General features: G+C 54.0%; 15 protein-coding genes. 2 read left to right on the forward strand and 13 right to left on the reverse strand.

Features of this window, described 5'->3' with window-relative positions:
• Positions 1 to 100 precede the first annotated feature (100 nt).
• The 3 genes from FYJ78_RS02040 to FYJ78_RS02050 all read right to left on the reverse strand — a co-directional run bounded on the left by FYJ78_RS02040 (position 101) and on the right by FYJ78_RS02050 (position 1,617).
• A complete protein-coding gene (locus FYJ78_RS02040; protein WP_206671363.1) occupies positions 101 to 634 on the reverse strand; it encodes a DJ-1/PfpI family protein in 534 nt (177 codons plus the stop codon).
• Between the two features lie 64 nt (positions 635 to 698).
• Positions 699 to 1,040, reverse strand: a complete 342-nt coding sequence (locus tag FYJ78_RS02045) for a winged helix-turn-helix transcriptional regulator (protein ID WP_154619723.1) — start codon at positions 1,038 to 1,040, stop codon at positions 699 to 701.
• 58 nt (positions 1,041 to 1,098) lie between these two features.
• A complete protein-coding gene (locus tag FYJ78_RS02050; RefSeq protein WP_206671364.1) occupies positions 1,099 to 1,617 on the reverse strand; it encodes an SRPBCC family protein in 519 nt (172 codons plus the stop codon).
• 323 nt (positions 1,618 to 1,940) lie between these two features.
• Between FYJ78_RS02050 and FYJ78_RS02055 the strand changes: the two genes are divergently transcribed.
• On the forward strand, positions 1,941 to 2,594 hold the full coding sequence (locus FYJ78_RS02055; protein ID WP_195847824.1) for a YczE/YyaS/YitT family protein: 654 nt from the start codon (positions 1,941 to 1,943) through the stop codon (positions 2,592 to 2,594).
• A 109-nt stretch (positions 2,595 to 2,703) separates the two neighbouring features.
• Positions 2,704 to 2,877 carry a hypothetical protein gene (locus tag FYJ78_RS02060; protein WP_154619725.1) on the forward strand — a complete coding sequence of 58 codons (174 nt, stop codon included), beginning with the start codon at positions 2,704 to 2,706 and terminating at the stop codon, positions 2,875 to 2,877.
• Positions 2,878 to 3,020: 143 nt separating this feature from the next.
• Here the strand turns inward: FYJ78_RS02060 and clpB are convergent, their stop codons facing one another.
• The 10 genes from clpB to FYJ78_RS02110 all read right to left on the reverse strand — a co-directional run bounded on the left by clpB (position 3,021) and on the right by FYJ78_RS02110 (position 14,259).
• Complete coding sequence (gene clpB, locus FYJ78_RS02065) at positions 3,021 to 5,594, reverse strand: ATP-dependent chaperone ClpB (RefSeq protein ID WP_154619726.1); 2,574 nt, start codon at positions 5,592 to 5,594, stop codon at positions 3,021 to 3,023.
• Positions 5,595 to 5,693: 99 nt separating this feature from the next.
• Positions 5,694 to 6,419, reverse strand: coding sequence for a thiamine phosphate synthase (locus FYJ78_RS02070; RefSeq protein ID WP_154619727.1), 726 nt, complete (start codon positions 6,417 to 6,419; stop codon positions 5,694 to 5,696).
• A complete protein-coding gene (locus tag FYJ78_RS02075; protein WP_154619728.1) occupies positions 6,416 to 8,116 on the reverse strand; it encodes a DUF4127 family protein in 1,701 nt (566 codons plus the stop codon). The genes FYJ78_RS02070 and FYJ78_RS02075 overlap by 4 nt, the downstream gene beginning before the upstream one ends.
• 186 nt (positions 8,117 to 8,302) lie before the next feature.
• A complete protein-coding gene (locus FYJ78_RS02080; protein ID WP_154619729.1) occupies positions 8,303 to 8,878 on the reverse strand; it encodes an anthranilate synthase component II in 576 nt (191 codons plus the stop codon).
• Positions 8,856 to 10,358 carry an anthranilate synthase component I family protein gene (locus FYJ78_RS02085; RefSeq protein WP_154619730.1) on the reverse strand — a complete coding sequence of 501 codons (1,503 nt, stop codon included), beginning with the start codon at positions 10,356 to 10,358 and terminating at the stop codon, positions 8,856 to 8,858. The genes FYJ78_RS02080 and FYJ78_RS02085 overlap by 23 nt, the downstream gene beginning before the upstream one ends.
• A gap of 77 nt (positions 10,359 to 10,435) precedes the next feature.
• Positions 10,436 to 10,702 carry a hypothetical protein gene (locus FYJ78_RS02090; RefSeq protein ID WP_195847825.1) on the reverse strand — a complete coding sequence of 89 codons (267 nt, stop codon included), beginning with the start codon at positions 10,700 to 10,702 and terminating at the stop codon, positions 10,436 to 10,438.
• A gap of 76 nt (positions 10,703 to 10,778) precedes the next feature.
• A complete protein-coding gene (trpA, locus tag FYJ78_RS02095; protein WP_154619731.1) occupies positions 10,779 to 11,573 on the reverse strand; it encodes a tryptophan synthase subunit alpha in 795 nt (264 codons plus the stop codon).
• Positions 11,570 to 12,760 carry a tryptophan synthase subunit beta gene (gene trpB / locus FYJ78_RS02100; protein WP_154619732.1) on the reverse strand — a complete coding sequence of 397 codons (1,191 nt, stop codon included), beginning with the start codon at positions 12,758 to 12,760 and terminating at the stop codon, positions 11,570 to 11,572. Before trpB ends, trpA begins: the two co-directional genes overlap by 4 nt.
• Positions 12,761 to 12,784: 24 nt before the next feature.
• A complete protein-coding gene (gene trpC, locus FYJ78_RS02105) occupies positions 12,785 to 13,558 on the reverse strand; it encodes an indole-3-glycerol phosphate synthase TrpC (protein ID WP_154619733.1) in 774 nt (257 codons plus the stop codon).
• 32 nt (positions 13,559 to 13,590) lie between these two features.
• Complete coding sequence (locus tag FYJ78_RS02110; RefSeq protein ID WP_154619734.1) at positions 13,591 to 14,259, reverse strand: phosphoribosylanthranilate isomerase; 669 nt, start codon at positions 14,257 to 14,259, stop codon at positions 13,591 to 13,593.
• Positions 14,260 to 14,457: the final 198 nt, after the last annotated feature.

The raw sequence follows: 14,457 nt of genomic DNA on the forward strand, positions 1-14,457 counted from the left end.
GCAGATGAATCTGCCGATCGAAAAATCTTATATGTTTATTGCCCTATGAGAAAGGAAGCCATTCAGCCACACCATCCCCTTTTTATCATAGGGACTGGTATCACTCCCCCCGCAAAGTCTTGTCGAGTTCTTTGGCCAACTCGATGTCTGATGCGGGATTCTGGCCCGTGATAAGTTCGCGGTCATGTACGATATGGCTGCCGTACATGCCATCGACGCGCATCCTGCCGCCCGCGATCTGCAGGGCTTGTTCGACATGGAACGGCATCTCCGTGCCTTTCGCGACTTCCCCCGGCCATTCCTCGGCGTCCGAGAGGACCGTCATCTCATAGCCGCTATAGATCCAGTCTTTGGCCGCTGCCATAGCCCCCTCAGCATCGTGCGAGACGAGCGCCTGGCGATACGCTACAGCATCTGGCAGAGCGGCGAGCATCGCAGCAGGGCCATGGCAGATGAAGGCCGTCGGCTTCTGCTTCTCATGGAAGTAACGCAGGATTATGCCGAGATTCTCATCCTGCATGAGATCCGTCATTGGTGCATGGACACCCGGCACAAAGATTGCCGCATACTGGTCGAGGCCGCCCTTGATGGCATCTGCAAACGAGATGGGCTTGAGGCCCCTGACGAATGCCACCGCCTTAGCGCGGGCCGCTTCATAAAAATCCCTCCTGTTGATTGCATCTCCTGCCAGAGAGCTGTCATTCCTCAGCCCCGGGCAGTATTCTCTGCTTCATATTCACCTTGCCCCATTCGCACATCGCCTCGATGATGGGAGACAGACTCTGCCCGAACCCGGTCAGGCTGTACTCTGTGCGCGGCGGCACGACGGGATAGACCTCGCGGTGGATGACGCCGTCTGCCTCGAGCTCGCGGAGCTGCTGTGTCAGCATCTTCGGCGTCGCCTGCGGGATCAGGCGGTGCAGTTCACCATAGCGGTGCGTCCGCTGCATCAGGTGCCAGAGGATGATGGATTTGTATTTGCCGCCGATGAGGCTTAGTGCCGCCTCAACCGGGCAGTGGAACATTGTCTCTTTTGCCATGATTTCTCCCCTATCCAGATGAGCAGCCGAACCGCTGCCTTGCACCAGTCTGCGGCCATCAGCCCTGATGTGCTGCCAGTACCGCAGTGGCAAGCCCGCGGACCCATTCCTGATGGCCGACATTCATCGGATCCTTCGGGTCTTCGTGGAGCTCAGCCGCTGGCTTGCCCTTCTGCGACTCCTGCGTCAGGATGCGCACGCGGCCCTCCGAGAGGTTCTCGATGAGCCAAGCGTGGATGACATCGAGGCGGTGCTCTGCGTTGCCCTCTGCCCAGCCATGCCATGCCAGTCGGCCCGGCTGGCCGTCATGCGGTGTCTCAAACTCCGTGATCTCTGCCTCAATCGGGAAGCCGAACGTCTTGAAGCGGAAGCGCGTGTCCGGCGCCAGCTTCGTGCCCTCCGTATTGTCGAACTCGACATCGGCGACATTGCTGTAGTACGTCGGCCAGATGCTCGTGTCAATGAGGTTCGCGAACGTCTCCGCTGCGTTGATGCCTCTGACGATGACCTCATTTGAAGCGAAGTTGTCCGTGAACCCCGGCAGGTAGTCATGCGGCCAGTTGATTTCGTTTAACATAATATCATCCTCCATATATTTCGTCGTATCTCATAAGTTTTCCTTTTGCCGTAGCGGCTCATTTCAGCTGATATATTCATTGTAGCCGCAAAGAATCCTTTTGTGAAGAATGCACTTTATTGTACGATAGTACCCCAAAGGATAGTATCGAGGATGGAGCCGCATCTGCTATAATGAAAATAGATTATCCACAGAGAAAAGATGATACCATGAACGCCACCTTCACCAGCACGAGCCTCCGCAAAGTCGAGGACAGGCCCGTAGAAAAAGAGGAAATCGAGAAAGTGGCTTGTTTATTTCGATAAGAAAGAAGGATTTTCCGTTTGTCTACTCCAAAACGCTATCTACTGCTGATTCTGGCGGTCATCGTCCAGTCAGCAGGTATTGCGCTTGTCGTCAAGAGCCTCTTAGGCACATCGCCAATTTCGAGTCTGCCATACGTCCTGAGCCTGATCTCGCCGTTCACCTTTGGTCAGACAACCTTTGCCGTCAACATGATCTTTGTCGCCTTTGAACTCCTGATGCTGCGGCGCGACTTCCCGGCCATCTTCTGGCTGCAGATTCCCGTGACGATTCTCTTCGGCTTCTGCATCGACTTCTTCATGCAGCTCTTCACCATTGTGCCGGCTGCCTATGTACTCAGGCTGCTGCTCTGCCTGCTCGGCACTTCTCTCGTCGCGCTCGGCGTCGCAGGCCAGGGAATCGCCGACGTTCTCATGCTCGCGGGCGAAGGCGCTGTCTACGTCTTCTCGCGCAAGGCACGCATCGACTTCGGCAAGGTCAAGGTCGGCAACGATCTCAGCCTCGTCGTACTCGCCGCCATCGTCTCTATGCTGACCATGAGCACCATCGAGGGCATCCGCGAAGGCACTCTGATCTCTGCCCTGCTGACCGGCATCATCGCTCGCTTCTTCCTGCATCATCTGAGCCGCATCGACGATCACGGCCGCCTTTACCTCTCACCGCATAAATCGTGATCTCCCAGCCGGTTCCTCTTGATGTATCATCCTTCCGGCCCGGGGCACATGCTGTCCAGCCCGGATTACGACAAACCAGACGCAGGAACAAAAGAAAGGATGGCACTCCATGGAAGAGCAACGAGTCCGTCAAGCTTGCTGTCATCAACACCAACACAATCTCTCCGCGGCGGAGAAGCCTGCAAAAAAAGGCTCGCGCAGCATCGTCATCCATGGATCAGGACAAACAAAAGGCTATTCTCCGGGCAATCTGCCCGAAAGAATAGCCTTTTTTGATCTGTGATCCCGCTCTGTCAATCCATCGATCTCCCGGCTCATGAGGGCCGGCAAAGCAACGATATCGTTCCCGCCAGCCGACACGAACCAGAAAACTCCGTGCGGTGCTTCTTTTAAGGGGCTGTTGTTTCACAGCCTCCTCCATACCGGTCATGCCTTGTTAAAGGTAAATGCCCCATGTTCATAACCGATATGAACCGTGTCTCCCTCGCGAATCTCTCCTTTGATAATCTCCTTGGAAAGTGCGGTCTCCACCGTATGTACCAGCAGCCGGCGCAGCGGTCTGGCACCGAAATTCGGATCAAATCCCTGATCGGCCAAAGCCGTGAGCGCATCATCGTTCCAGCCCAGAGTGATTTTAACCTGATGCGCCAGCCGGTCGCCCAGACGCTGAAGGAGAATGGCTGCAATCTTCCGGACCTGTTCCCGGGCCAGCGCCTTGAATACGATGATATCATCCACACGATTCAAAAACTCCGGACGGAAATAGTCCTTGAGGATTTCCTTTACCGCGCCCTGCGCTTCTTCATAACTCTTGTTGAGAATCTCATGCGAACCGAGGTTGCTGGTCATGATGATAACGGTATTTTTAAAATTGACCACACGGCCCTTGCCATCGGTCAGACGACCGTCATCCAGAATTTGCAGCAGCACGTTGAATACATCGCGATGCGCTTTTTCAATTTCATCCAGCAAAATGACACTGTACGGATGACGCCGAACGGCTTCGGTAAGCTGTCCGCCTTCATCGTAGCCGACGTATCCCGGAGGAGCGCCAATCAGGCGGGACACACTGTGCTTCTCCATATATTCACTCATATCGATACGGATCATGCTGCGCTCATCGTCAAACAAAGCCTCGGCCAGCGTCTTGGCCAGCTCCGTCTTGCCGACACCGGTTGGTCCGAGAAAGATAAAGGAACCGATAGGCCGATTGGGATCCTTTATCCCGGCACGCGCTCTGAGAATCGCCTCACTGACCGATTTGACCGCTTCATCCTGCCCGACGACCCGCTCGTGCAGCACATCTTCCAGATGAATGAGTTTCTCGCGCTCTCCCGTCATCATCTTGGATACCGGAATGCCCGTCCAGCGGCTCACCACTTTAGCAATATCCTCTTCTCCGACCTCTTCCTTGAGCAGCTGCTCATCCTTGGACTTGGCCGCGATCACCGCTTCCTCTTCTTTCAGTTTTTTCTGCAGTTCCGGGAGTCTGCCGTATTTGAGCTCCGACAAGCGATTCAGGTCATAGGCACGCTCCGCCGCGGCCATCTGACTGTTGACCTCATCGATTTCCTTCTTCAAAGCCCGAACCCGCAAAATCGCCTGCTTTTCACTTTCCCACTTGGCCTGCAGTTCTTTTTCCTGCACCTGAAGCTTTTCCTTTTCCGCGGTAATGCCGGATAATTTTTCCTGCGAAGCCTCGTCATTTTCCTTTTTCAATGCCTGCTCTTCAATTTCCAGCTGCATGATTTTGCGGCGAAGTTCATCAAGGGGCGCCGGCATCGATTCAATTTCGGTCCGCAGTCTCGCTGCCGCTTCATCAACCAGATCGATGGCTTTATCCGGCAGGAAACGATCCGAGATATACCGGTCGGAAAGCACGGCCGCGGATACCAGCGCAGCATCCCGAATGCGCACGCCATGATGAACCTCGTACCGCTCCTTCAGCCCGCGCAAAATAGAAATGGTGTCCTCAACCGTCGGCTCGCCGACCATAACCGGCTGAAAACGGCGCTCCAATGCCGTATCTTTTTCGATGTATTTACGGTACTCGTTGAGCGTCGTGGCGCCAATGCAGCGCAGTTCGCCGCGCGCCAGCATCGGTTTCAAGAGATTGCCGGCATCCATAGCGCCTTCCGCCGCACCGGCGCCGACCACGGTATGCACTTCATCAATAAAGAGAAGAATCTGTCCCTCAGACTTGACGATTTCATTGAGCACCGCTTTCAGGCGCTCCTCAAACTCGCCGCGAAATTTCGCGCCGGCAACCAGAGAACCCATATCCAGCGAATACAGTGTCTTGTTTTTCAGGGATTCCGGTACGTCCCCTGCTACAATACGGCGTGCCAATCCCTCAACGATCGCCGTCTTGCCGACACCCGGTTCACCGATCAGAACCGGATTGTTCTTCGTGCGGCGGGAAAGGATCTCTATCGTGCGCCGGATTTCTTCATCGCGGCCGATCACAGGATCCAGCTTGTTATGCCGGGCCGCGTCTGTCAGATCCCGTCCGTATTTTTCCAAAGATTTATATCCTTCTTCCGGATTCTCACTCGTCACGTTCTGCTTGCGGTTTTTCTTAATCGAACTCTGAATGTTGTTTTTTGTCAGATGAAACTCACGGCAGACCGCCTGTACTTCATCACTGCCATCCGAAGCGACAGCCAGCAGGAGATGCTCGGTGGAGATGTACTCATCCTTCATCGAACCGGCCAGTTCTTCTGCGCGTCCCAGCACACGAACCATATCCATCCCCATGCCAAGCCGGTCTGCCCCTTTGACACTCGGTATTTTGTTCAGAATCTGCTCCAAACGCGCTTTAAGCATCGGCAGATCCGTCTGACAATCTTCAAAAATAGTGGCCAGCAATCCTTCCGGCTCTTTTGCCAGAGCCAGCAGGACATGAGCCGACGTGATTTCCTGATGATAGCGCATCGCGGCCAGCTGCTGTGCAGACTGCAGTGCGCTCAGGGTTTTTGCCGTATATTTTTCCTGTCCCATATCGTTTATCCTCCATCCATCGATTTCGCTATCTTTCTTTAAACGGCTCCGTTTCTAGTTCTTATTATAGCGAATAAAGTCAAAAAGTCAAATAGTTTTTTAACCTTTTGACTTTATTTTTGAATGGGAAGGGCAGCGGCGCCACAAGCTCGTCATACGATGCGCCGCCGCTGCGGGGTCATCCGCTCCTGCGATAGCGCTTATAACGAAAAACCCTTCCACGCCGCAGGCTTTCAGGGCCGGAAGATCAGCTGCCTTGACCCCGCCCCCCACGACGACCGGCAGGGGACTGACGCGATGCAGCTGCGTCAGCTCGTCAAGGCTCCGCGTGACCATTCGTCCATCCGGTGTCCGGCCTGCTTCCGGTTTGGACGGCGTTGCATGAAGAGGGCCGGCCCCGAAATAATCCATGTCTTTCGTATCGCAATGCGTTACATAGTCGATCAAGGCATCGGCACGGGCAGACAAACCGATCACGGCTTCGGGTCCTAACAGTTTGCGGCAGACCGATGCGGGAATATCCTTTTGCCCCACATGAACACCGTCCACCTTAATCCCCGCTTCCCGCGCAGCCAGAACGATATCCAAACGGTCATCCACCAGCAGTGCTACTTCGTCCGACTTACCGAGCGAGGTCAAAAGATCCGCTGTCTGCGCGCAAAGCCGGAGCATTTCCCGGGCAGAAGCCGTCTTGGAACGAAGCTGAACGCAGGTAAACCCATTTTCCACAGCAGAACGGACAATCTCAGGGACTGGCCGCCCCTTTGTATTTTCTGGTCCGACAATCAAATAGGCAGAAATATCCAGCACACTGCGCATATTCATCTTTCGTCTCTCCCTTCCTGTTCATTTTTTGGCCGCTCAGCTCCTGAATCTTCCCCGCTCAGCCCAATCTCCGCAATGAACAGCCGATGCCACGGAAACGTCACGGAAAGACGATCCGGCCTTTCGAGCCGGGGCAGATGGAGGCGGGCAAACCGGACCAGCAGCTGGGAGGCTTCTTCGGCGAATGCCTGCTCATAGCCGCCAAGGTACAAGTAGATTTGCGGATCGTCCATCTGTTCAATCCGGATTGCCATCGTCGTCCTCACATTCGACTGGTAGCCCCAGTCATCCAGATAACGGGTCATGAGCAATGCATCGGCCGCGTCGCGTTTCATCCTGCAGGCCAGTATTCCCTGACCGAGTGCAAATCCGATGCTGTTGGTCGCGGTATTCCAGCCCGAATAGGCCTGAAGCTGAAACAACATCCCCTCACGCTCTAAATGGCGCATAAGCGCATTATCGGCTCCGTTGGTAAAAGCCACATCTGCCACGGCAACGGGCTTTCCTGTCTGCAGATACGAGTGCAGCAGCTGCAGGAACGGCGCGGTACCGGAGCGGTCCTGTCCATTGTTCAGCGGCGCGGCCTCCCATTCCCTCACATGATTGGCTTCACCGGTCATGCCATCAGGATTTGTGTTGACCAGCAGAATAAGATCTGCCTGAGACGGTTCTCCCTGCAGGCGCGCTCCGGCTACCTCCAGATCCGTTTTCACCGTGTCCGCCAGACGTTCATCCGAATAAGTCGGTACCGTATCACCGCCTTTCCCTTCATTATAGCAGACCGCTACCTCCGGCACTCTCCGTTCCCTCTGGTTGACAGCCCTTGTCAGGAGCAGCAGCGCAAATTCGTCGATTCCCGCTGTCATCCGGAACCGATCCGGCGGAATATCCTGGCCATATTTCTTCAGCCAGCGGCTTTCCCGATGCGTCTGGGAAAGGCTGGCATTATCATCTTTACCTACCAGCAAATAGTCCATGCTTCCCTCACGGACGAAATTCATCAGCTGCTTGGTCACCTCCAGATTGCGGCGACGGCGTTCCAGCCAGTCTTTTCGCACCTCCGCGGGAATATCCTGCTCCAGTCCGGCCGCCTCCTGCTGTTCATCAGGCTGAAGTCCGGTTTCTTCCGCCTTGTCCATCAATCCGGTATAACGGAAAATTTTTTCTCCATACGAAATATAATAATCCGGATCCTCACCGCCCGATGCTTCACCGCTGCGCGGCGTGCGCATCAGCGAAACAAATGCGTAGAGCTTCAGAAACGGATGCACCTGATGAAGCTGCCGCAGTCTGTCGGCTCTCTCCCGCAGGACGTCTGCTGGTATTTCATGCTTGCGGGAAGATACCAGCCCGCCATAAATCAAAGAATCTGCCGCGATGACAGCCATATCCGCCTGACGGGCATTTTCCTGTGTCCAGTTCCATAGCGCCTCTGTATCTCCGTCCTTTCCCAAACCGCCCAGCATATCGCGGTCCGGCATGACCACCTCATAACCAAGATGCCGAACCACCTCCGCCGCCTGCATGCCGGAAGTCGGACGATTATCCTGAGGAATGAACAATATTTTCCCCCGAGGCCCCGTATCGGCAGCTGTTTCTGCACGAGGGGCATGCCGCGCCGCCAGACAGTCCGCAGCGGGTAAAAACAGTCCCAGCAGCACAAGCACCATCCCCATCCCGTACCAAATTCGTCTCATCGAAAAACCCTTTCTCTCATTCAGAAGGTAAACAACAAATCGTATTATATCACAGATCCAAAAGGTTTGCGTAACAGGCAGAAAAAGGCCGTCGATCCGGCACAGATGCCTTTCCCGACGGCCTTTTCCCTTGTGTTCTTTTATCCGATGCTGACGTGTGCTAAGACGCTGGTTTCATTTTATCGGTTACCGGGACAGCTGGTCCAAAAAATTCGACATCATTTTATGGCCGTCCGGAGTCAGAATCGACTCTGGATGGAACTGGATTCCCTCTACATCATACGTTTTATGACGCACACCCATGATCGTCCCGTCTTCCAATTCACTGGTGATTTCCAGACAATCCGGCAGGGACTCCCGCTCAATAATCAGTGAATGGTATCGGCCGATTTCCACCCGCTGAGATACGCCCTGATAAAGCCCTTTTCCGTTGTGGACGAGCGGCGACGTCTTGCCATGAACGATTTCACCGGCCCGGACGATTTTCCCGCCAAATACCTCGCCAATAGCCTGATGCCCGAGACAAATTCCGAGGATGGGAATCTGTCCGCTCAATTCACGGATAACCGCTTCGCTGATGCCGGCCTGAGACGGTATCCCGGGGCCGGGAGAAATGATGATGCCGTCATAACTTCTGCGCTGTATCTCCGCCGTGGTAATCTGGTCGTGCCGTATCACCTCCACATCCGCGCCCAGCTCGCTGAGCAGCTGGTAAACATTATATGTAAAAGAGTCATAATTATCGATTAAAAGCAACGACATCGTTTTCCACCTCTTCGACGACCTCAAACAGAGCTTTCGACTTCTGCAGGATCTCCCGATACTCATTTTCCGGCACGGAATCCGCCACAATGCCAGCCCCGGACTGAATGACCGCGGTATGATCATTTTCGATGCGCATCGTCCGAAGTGTAATGCACATATCCATATTGCCGGAAAAGTCCATATAGCCTACCGTCCCGGAATATGTATTGCGCGGCCCCCGCTCCAGTTCATGAATGATTTCCATGGCACGAAGCTTCGGCGCTCCGCTCACCGTCCCCGCAGGAAACGTCGCTTTCAGCACATCCATCGGCGTATAGCCCGGACGCAGTTTACCCACGACCTCAGAAACCATATGCATGACATGACTGAAATATTCCACCTGCCGCAGTTTCGTGACGCGCACGGAGCCCGGCTCACTGATCCGGCCAATATCATTGCGGGCCAGATCGACCAGCATGGAATGCTCGGCGCATTCCTTTTCATCATGCTGCAGATCGGCGCATAATTTCTGATCTTCCTCGGGTGTGCTTCCCCGCCGGCGTGTCCCGGCAATCGGATAAGTATATACCTGCTGTCCCGACACCTTGACCAGCATTTCCGGTGAAGCGCCCACCAGCTTCACGCTGCCGAAATTAAAATAAAACATGTACGGGGATGGATTAACCTGACGCAGCCGACGGTAAAAATGAAAGCACGGCTTGCTGATCGTCTCCCGGAACTGCCGCGACGGCACAACCTGAAAAATATCTCCGGCAAAGATATGACGCTTCGCTTTCTGAATAGCCTCTATGAAATCTTCCGGAACATCCCCGAATTTCTTCAAAAAGTCCAGCGGCTCCCGGCGTTTAGACGGCTCCGCGGGATGAGGGATGCCCGGCGCTTCCAGCTTTTCCCGAATGGACCGCATCGTCTGAGACAATCCGTCATATACCTTTTCCGGATCCTTTTCCTTGACATCGGCCAGATAGATCAGCCGCGCACTATTGCGCAGGGCATCATAAACGACCAAAATACGGCAGATCATAAACTGTCCGAGAAGTTCCTCATCGCCGATCTCCAATCCCCGGATCCGGTCAAAGGTCGTTACCACTTCATAATTAAAATAGCCGACCATTCCACCATTTGCCAGAGGAATATCCTTATCCTCCAAGGCGGGATGATATTGTTCCATATACCTCCGGATGCTTGTGACCGGATCTCCATCGATACATTTCATCAGATCATTTTCCTTGATCATGAGCCTGTTTCGAAATACCTGAAGCCGGACAAAGGGTTCAGCGCCAATGAAGGAATAGCGGCCGAACTGCTGATGTGTCGTGTCCACAGATTCCAAAATAAAGCCCTTATGATCGCCGACCAGCTTATAATACACCGATACCGGCGTATCCAGATCCATATTGATCTCCGCACTGACCGCAATAAGATTCGTCCGCTCTGCCAGCCGGCAGAACTCGTTTCGAGATGGTTTCAGTTCCATCGAATCCACTCCCATTCCTGCTTACAGCAAAAGCCCCTGCATGACCCGCCATCATACAGGAGCTTCTTGTAGGAGAGTCATCGCATCGGCGTATTGATTTCTTTCACGACCTTTTGCTCATCTCGTCCAATGCACCATCCCAGCGTCTTAATTTCCGCATACAGCATGACACGCTGCTCGCGGTTATCATTCTGCGCTTTCATCAGCGTCTGGTACTGGCGGATTGCCTGCTGATACCGCGCGGAGATCTCCTGTATGCTCCGCGGTTTTTCCGGGCGTTCCTGTATATGACGACGAATAAGGTCTTCCGCATTGCGGACCGTTTGCGTATTGGTAACAATCATGACGATCTTCCTTTCTGATAACAAATTCTCTTAATATTCATTCGCCATCCGAAAAGGAAAATCCTTTTTCATGAATTCACACGGCATACCGGGCATCAAGCGCCTGACGCATTTCGCGTATCAATGCCACTGCATCATCCATGCGATGATCCAGCAGGCACCTTACTACGGCGCTGCCCACGATAACCGCATCCGCCTCTTCGGCCGCCTCCACAGCCGCCTCGGCAGATCCGATACCAAAGCCGACCGCCAGCGGCGTATCGGTATATTTTCGCGCTTTGGCGCAGACTTGGCCGATGGGATGATAATCCACTTTTTTCACACCGGTCACGCCATTGTTCGATACGCAGTAAATAAATCCCGCGGCGTCCCGGCAAGTCTGCTCCATGCGCGGTTCCGTCGTCCCCGGCGTGATGAACTCCGCCAGCACAAAATCCTGCGCGGCACAAATCCTGCGCATCCCGCCGGACTCCTCATGCGGCAGGTCCGGAATAATCACGCCGTCCATGCCGGCCGCCTTAAAATCCCGGACAAAGCGCTCAAGACCATAATGATACATATTATTGATATAGCCCATGCCGATCAGCGGAATATCGGAAAATTTACGGATCTCCCTCACGATATCCAACGCCCCGGCCAGCGTCATGCCGTTTTTCAATGCGGCAACAGAAGCCGTCTGAATCACCGGACCATCCGCCATCGGATCAGAAAATGGCAGACCCAGTTCAATGACATCTGCTCCCGCGCGTTTTGCCTGACGGACCGCTTCAATCGTCGTCGCCGCATCCGGGACACCCGCGGTGATATAAATGAACATGCCTTTTTTACCGGCCGCTTTCAGACCGGCCATCACTTTGTCGATTCGTGTCATAGCTCAATATCCTCCCCCAAAGCTCTGGCCACCATAGCTACATCCTTATCTCCGCGTCCGGACAAGCAGACGACTACCGATTCCTCCGGTTTCGTCTCCGGCATGAGCGTTTCAAGATAGGCAAGCGCATGGGAGCTCTCCAAAGCCGGAATGATGCCCTCGATCTTCGAGAGCCGCTGAAAGGCATCCAATGCCTCCTGATCGGTAACCGATACATAACGAACAATACCGGCATCCTTAAAATAGGAATGCTCCGGTCCCACGCCCGGATAATCCAGTCCGGCTGAAATCGAATAAGCTTCCACCACCTGACCATCCGGTGTCTGCAGAAGATAACTGAACGCGCCGTGCAGGATTCCCGGCTCGCCGGCTCCGCTGAGCGTCTTTGCATTATCCGCTACTTTATCGCTGCGTCCGCCGGCTTCGACGCCAAACTTTCGGACCGACTGCTCGTCGCGGAAGTCAAAAAAAGTCCCGATGGCGTTGCTTCCGCCGCCCACACAAGCCACGAGATAATTGGGCAAACCGCCGGTCTTTTCCTTGATCTGCTCACGAATCTCTTCACCGATGATCTTCTGAAAATCACGCACCATCGTCGGATATGGATGCGGTCCGACCGCCGATCCGATGATATAATGCGTATCCGTGATATTCGTCGCCCAATAACGAATCGCCTCACTCGTAGCATCCTTGAGTGTCCCCGTACCGCTGGTGACAGGAATCACCTTCGCGCCGAGAAGCTTCATACGGAATACGTTAAGCTTCTGTCTCTCTACATCCAGTGCGCCCATGAACACGTGACATTCCATCCCGAACAAAGCAGCCACTGTAGCAGAAGCAACGCCATGCTGCCCCGCTCCCGTCTCTGCAACGATTCGCTTCTTCCCCATGAGCTTAGCCAAAAGAGCCTGCCCGAGCGCATTGTTGATCTTATGCGCCCCTGTGTGCAGGAGATCTTCCCGCTTGAGGAAGATCCTGGCGCGGCCATAATGCTTTGTAAGCTTTTCTGCATAATAGAGATTTGTTGGCCGGCCGGCATATTCTCTCAGCAAGGTGCGGAACTGATTTTGGAAGTCCGGATCCTCTTTGTAGCGCAGATATGCCGCCTCCAGCTCATTCAGCGCCGGCATAACGATCTCCGGTACATACTGCCCGCCGTATTGACCAAATCTTCCTTTTGTATTCATGATATCTGTTCTCCCTTCCGGCGATCATGCGATCCCCGACAACACGCTGGTCATTTGTCCGATGTTCTTTGACCGGACCAGCCCTTCACCGACCAGTATCCCATCACATCCCGCATCGCGTAAACGTCCGGCATCCTCGGCGGAAAAAATGCCGCTCTCGCTGATCAGCACTCTGGACAAATCCGCATGCGGCAGCAAATCCAGCGTCTGTTGAATATCCGTACGGAATGTCACCAAATTGCGGTTATTGATACCAATAAACTGCGCCGGTGTCGCCAAAGCCGCCTTCATATCTGCTTCATCGTGTACCTCAATCAAAGCATCCATGCCCAGACTCCATGCCGTATAAAGGTACTCCTTCAACTGTTCCCGGCTCAGAATCCGCGCGATCAAGAGTACCGCATCCGCCCCCAACATCCGCGCCTCATAAATCTGATACGCATCGATGATGAAGTCCTTGCGCAAAAGAGGCAACCGGACCTCCTGACGCACCCGGACAAAATCTTCATTGCAGCCAAGGAAATGCGGATCGGTATGAACGGACAACATGGACGCGCCATGATCTTCATAGATATGCGCCAGCTGCTCTACCGTATGCACCGTATCCAGACGCCCTTTGGCCGGCGATTGAAGCTTGCATTCGGCGATCAAATTCCATTCTCCCTTGCGAAATACATGTCCCATGCGGAAATGCCCCGGCTGAAGCCGACGCTTTACCTCCTCCAGCGGCAGCTTCCGCCGGGCTTCGGCAACTATATCCCGTTTTTTTTCTACAATTTCCGCCAAAATATCTTTCAATTTCTTTCCTCCCGAATCTCCTCATCGTTTTATCAGGGCCTTGCGTCCGAACCGCTATGGCTGCTTTGTCCGGCATAGTGTCTCCGCCCCCGCGGCAAACTGCGCACCTTCCGCATAAAGGCCTGAATCTTACTGATGCTTTTTTCCCGATTAACTTCCAGGCTGCCGGATACATCCACGCCATACGGATGAAAGATGCGCTGAACCTCGCGAACATTGCCTGTATGAATTCCCCCGGCAATCAAAACCGGTTTTCTGATGGATTTAATCTCTTCGGCGGCAGCCCGCCAGTCGAAACACGCTCCGGTTCCTCCGGGTTCTCCCGGCCGGAACGCATCGACCAAAATAATCTCCGCGGGAAACTTATTCGCAGCCGCCGCATCAAAATTCTCGCCATAACGATATGCTTTGATGACCGGACATTCTATCTTTCTGGCATATTCCGCATTCTCATGTCCATGAAGCTGAACAAAATCCAGATCCGCCAGATGGACAATCTCATTCACGTTCTCCAGCGGCTCATCGACAAAAACACCGACTTTCAAGGATTGCCGAAGCTGGCTGCAAATCACCGCCGCGTGTTCCGGTTCAATATACCGATGGCTTCTCTGCCAGAACACAAAGCCGATAAACTCCGCGCCGGCTTCCTCAGCTACTTTGGCAGACAAAAGGTCCTTCATTCCGCACATCTTCACTTTCATGCTTCTGCTCATCCTCCAAAAAGAACGCCCCGGCAGAGAAAGCATTCTCTGCCGGGGCGAACAACATTCTATCCGCGGTACCACCCGTTTTGTGTACAAACATATCTCATTCCGGCACGGGCCTGAAAACCGATGCCGTAGCCAGATAACGGAGGCAGCCGTTCCAGCCTACTGGCAGCCTGTGCTGCGTTGGGTGGA

Source organism: Wylensekiella montiformis, from assembly GCF_009697385.1.
Lineage (GTDB): Bacteria > Bacillota > Negativicutes > Selenomonadales > Selenomonadaceae > Selenomonas_A > Selenomonas_A montiformis.

Bases quoted from the DNA above. Each gene is read 5' to 3' on its own strand.
- FYJ78_RS02060 (WP_154619725.1), top strand. From the start codon at position 2,704: ATGGAAGAGCAACGAGTCCGTCAAGCTTGCTGTCATCAACACCAACAC.
- trpA (WP_154619731.1), bottom strand. From the start codon at position 11,573: ATGACACGAATCGACAAAGTGATGGCCGGTCTGAAAGCGGCCGGTAAA.
- FYJ78_RS02070 (WP_154619727.1), bottom strand. From the start codon at position 6,419: ATGAATATGCGCAGTGTGCTGGATATTTCTGCCTATTTGATTGTCGGA.
- FYJ78_RS02075 (WP_154619728.1), bottom strand. From the start codon at position 8,116: ATGAGACGAATTTGGTACGGGATGGGGATGGTGCTTGTGCTGCTGGGA.
- FYJ78_RS02080 (WP_154619729.1), bottom strand. From the start codon at position 8,878: ATGTCGTTGCTTTTAATCGATAATTATGACTCTTTTACATATAATGTT.
- FYJ78_RS02090 (WP_195847825.1), bottom strand. From the start codon at position 10,702: ATGATTGTTACCAATACGCAAACGGTCCGCAATGCGGAAGACCTTATT.
- trpB (WP_154619732.1), bottom strand. From the start codon at position 12,760: ATGAATACAAAAGGAAGATTTGGTCAATACGGCGGGCAGTATGTACCG.
- FYJ78_RS02085 (WP_154619730.1), bottom strand. From the start codon at position 10,358: ATGGAACTGAAACCATCTCGAAACGAGTTCTGCCGGCTGGCAGAGCGG.
- clpB (WP_154619726.1), bottom strand. From the start codon at position 5,594: ATGGGACAGGAAAAATATACGGCAAAAACCCTGAGCGCACTGCAGTCT.
- FYJ78_RS02045 (WP_154619723.1), bottom strand. From the start codon at position 1,040: ATGGCAAAAGAGACAATGTTCCACTGCCCGGTTGAGGCGGCACTAAGC.
- FYJ78_RS02050 (WP_206671364.1), bottom strand. From the start codon at position 1,617: ATGTTAAACGAAATCAACTGGCCGCATGACTACCTGCCGGGGTTCACG.
- FYJ78_RS02110 (WP_154619734.1), bottom strand. From the start codon at position 14,259: ATGAAAGTGAAGATGTGCGGAATGAAGGACCTTTTGTCTGCCAAAGTA.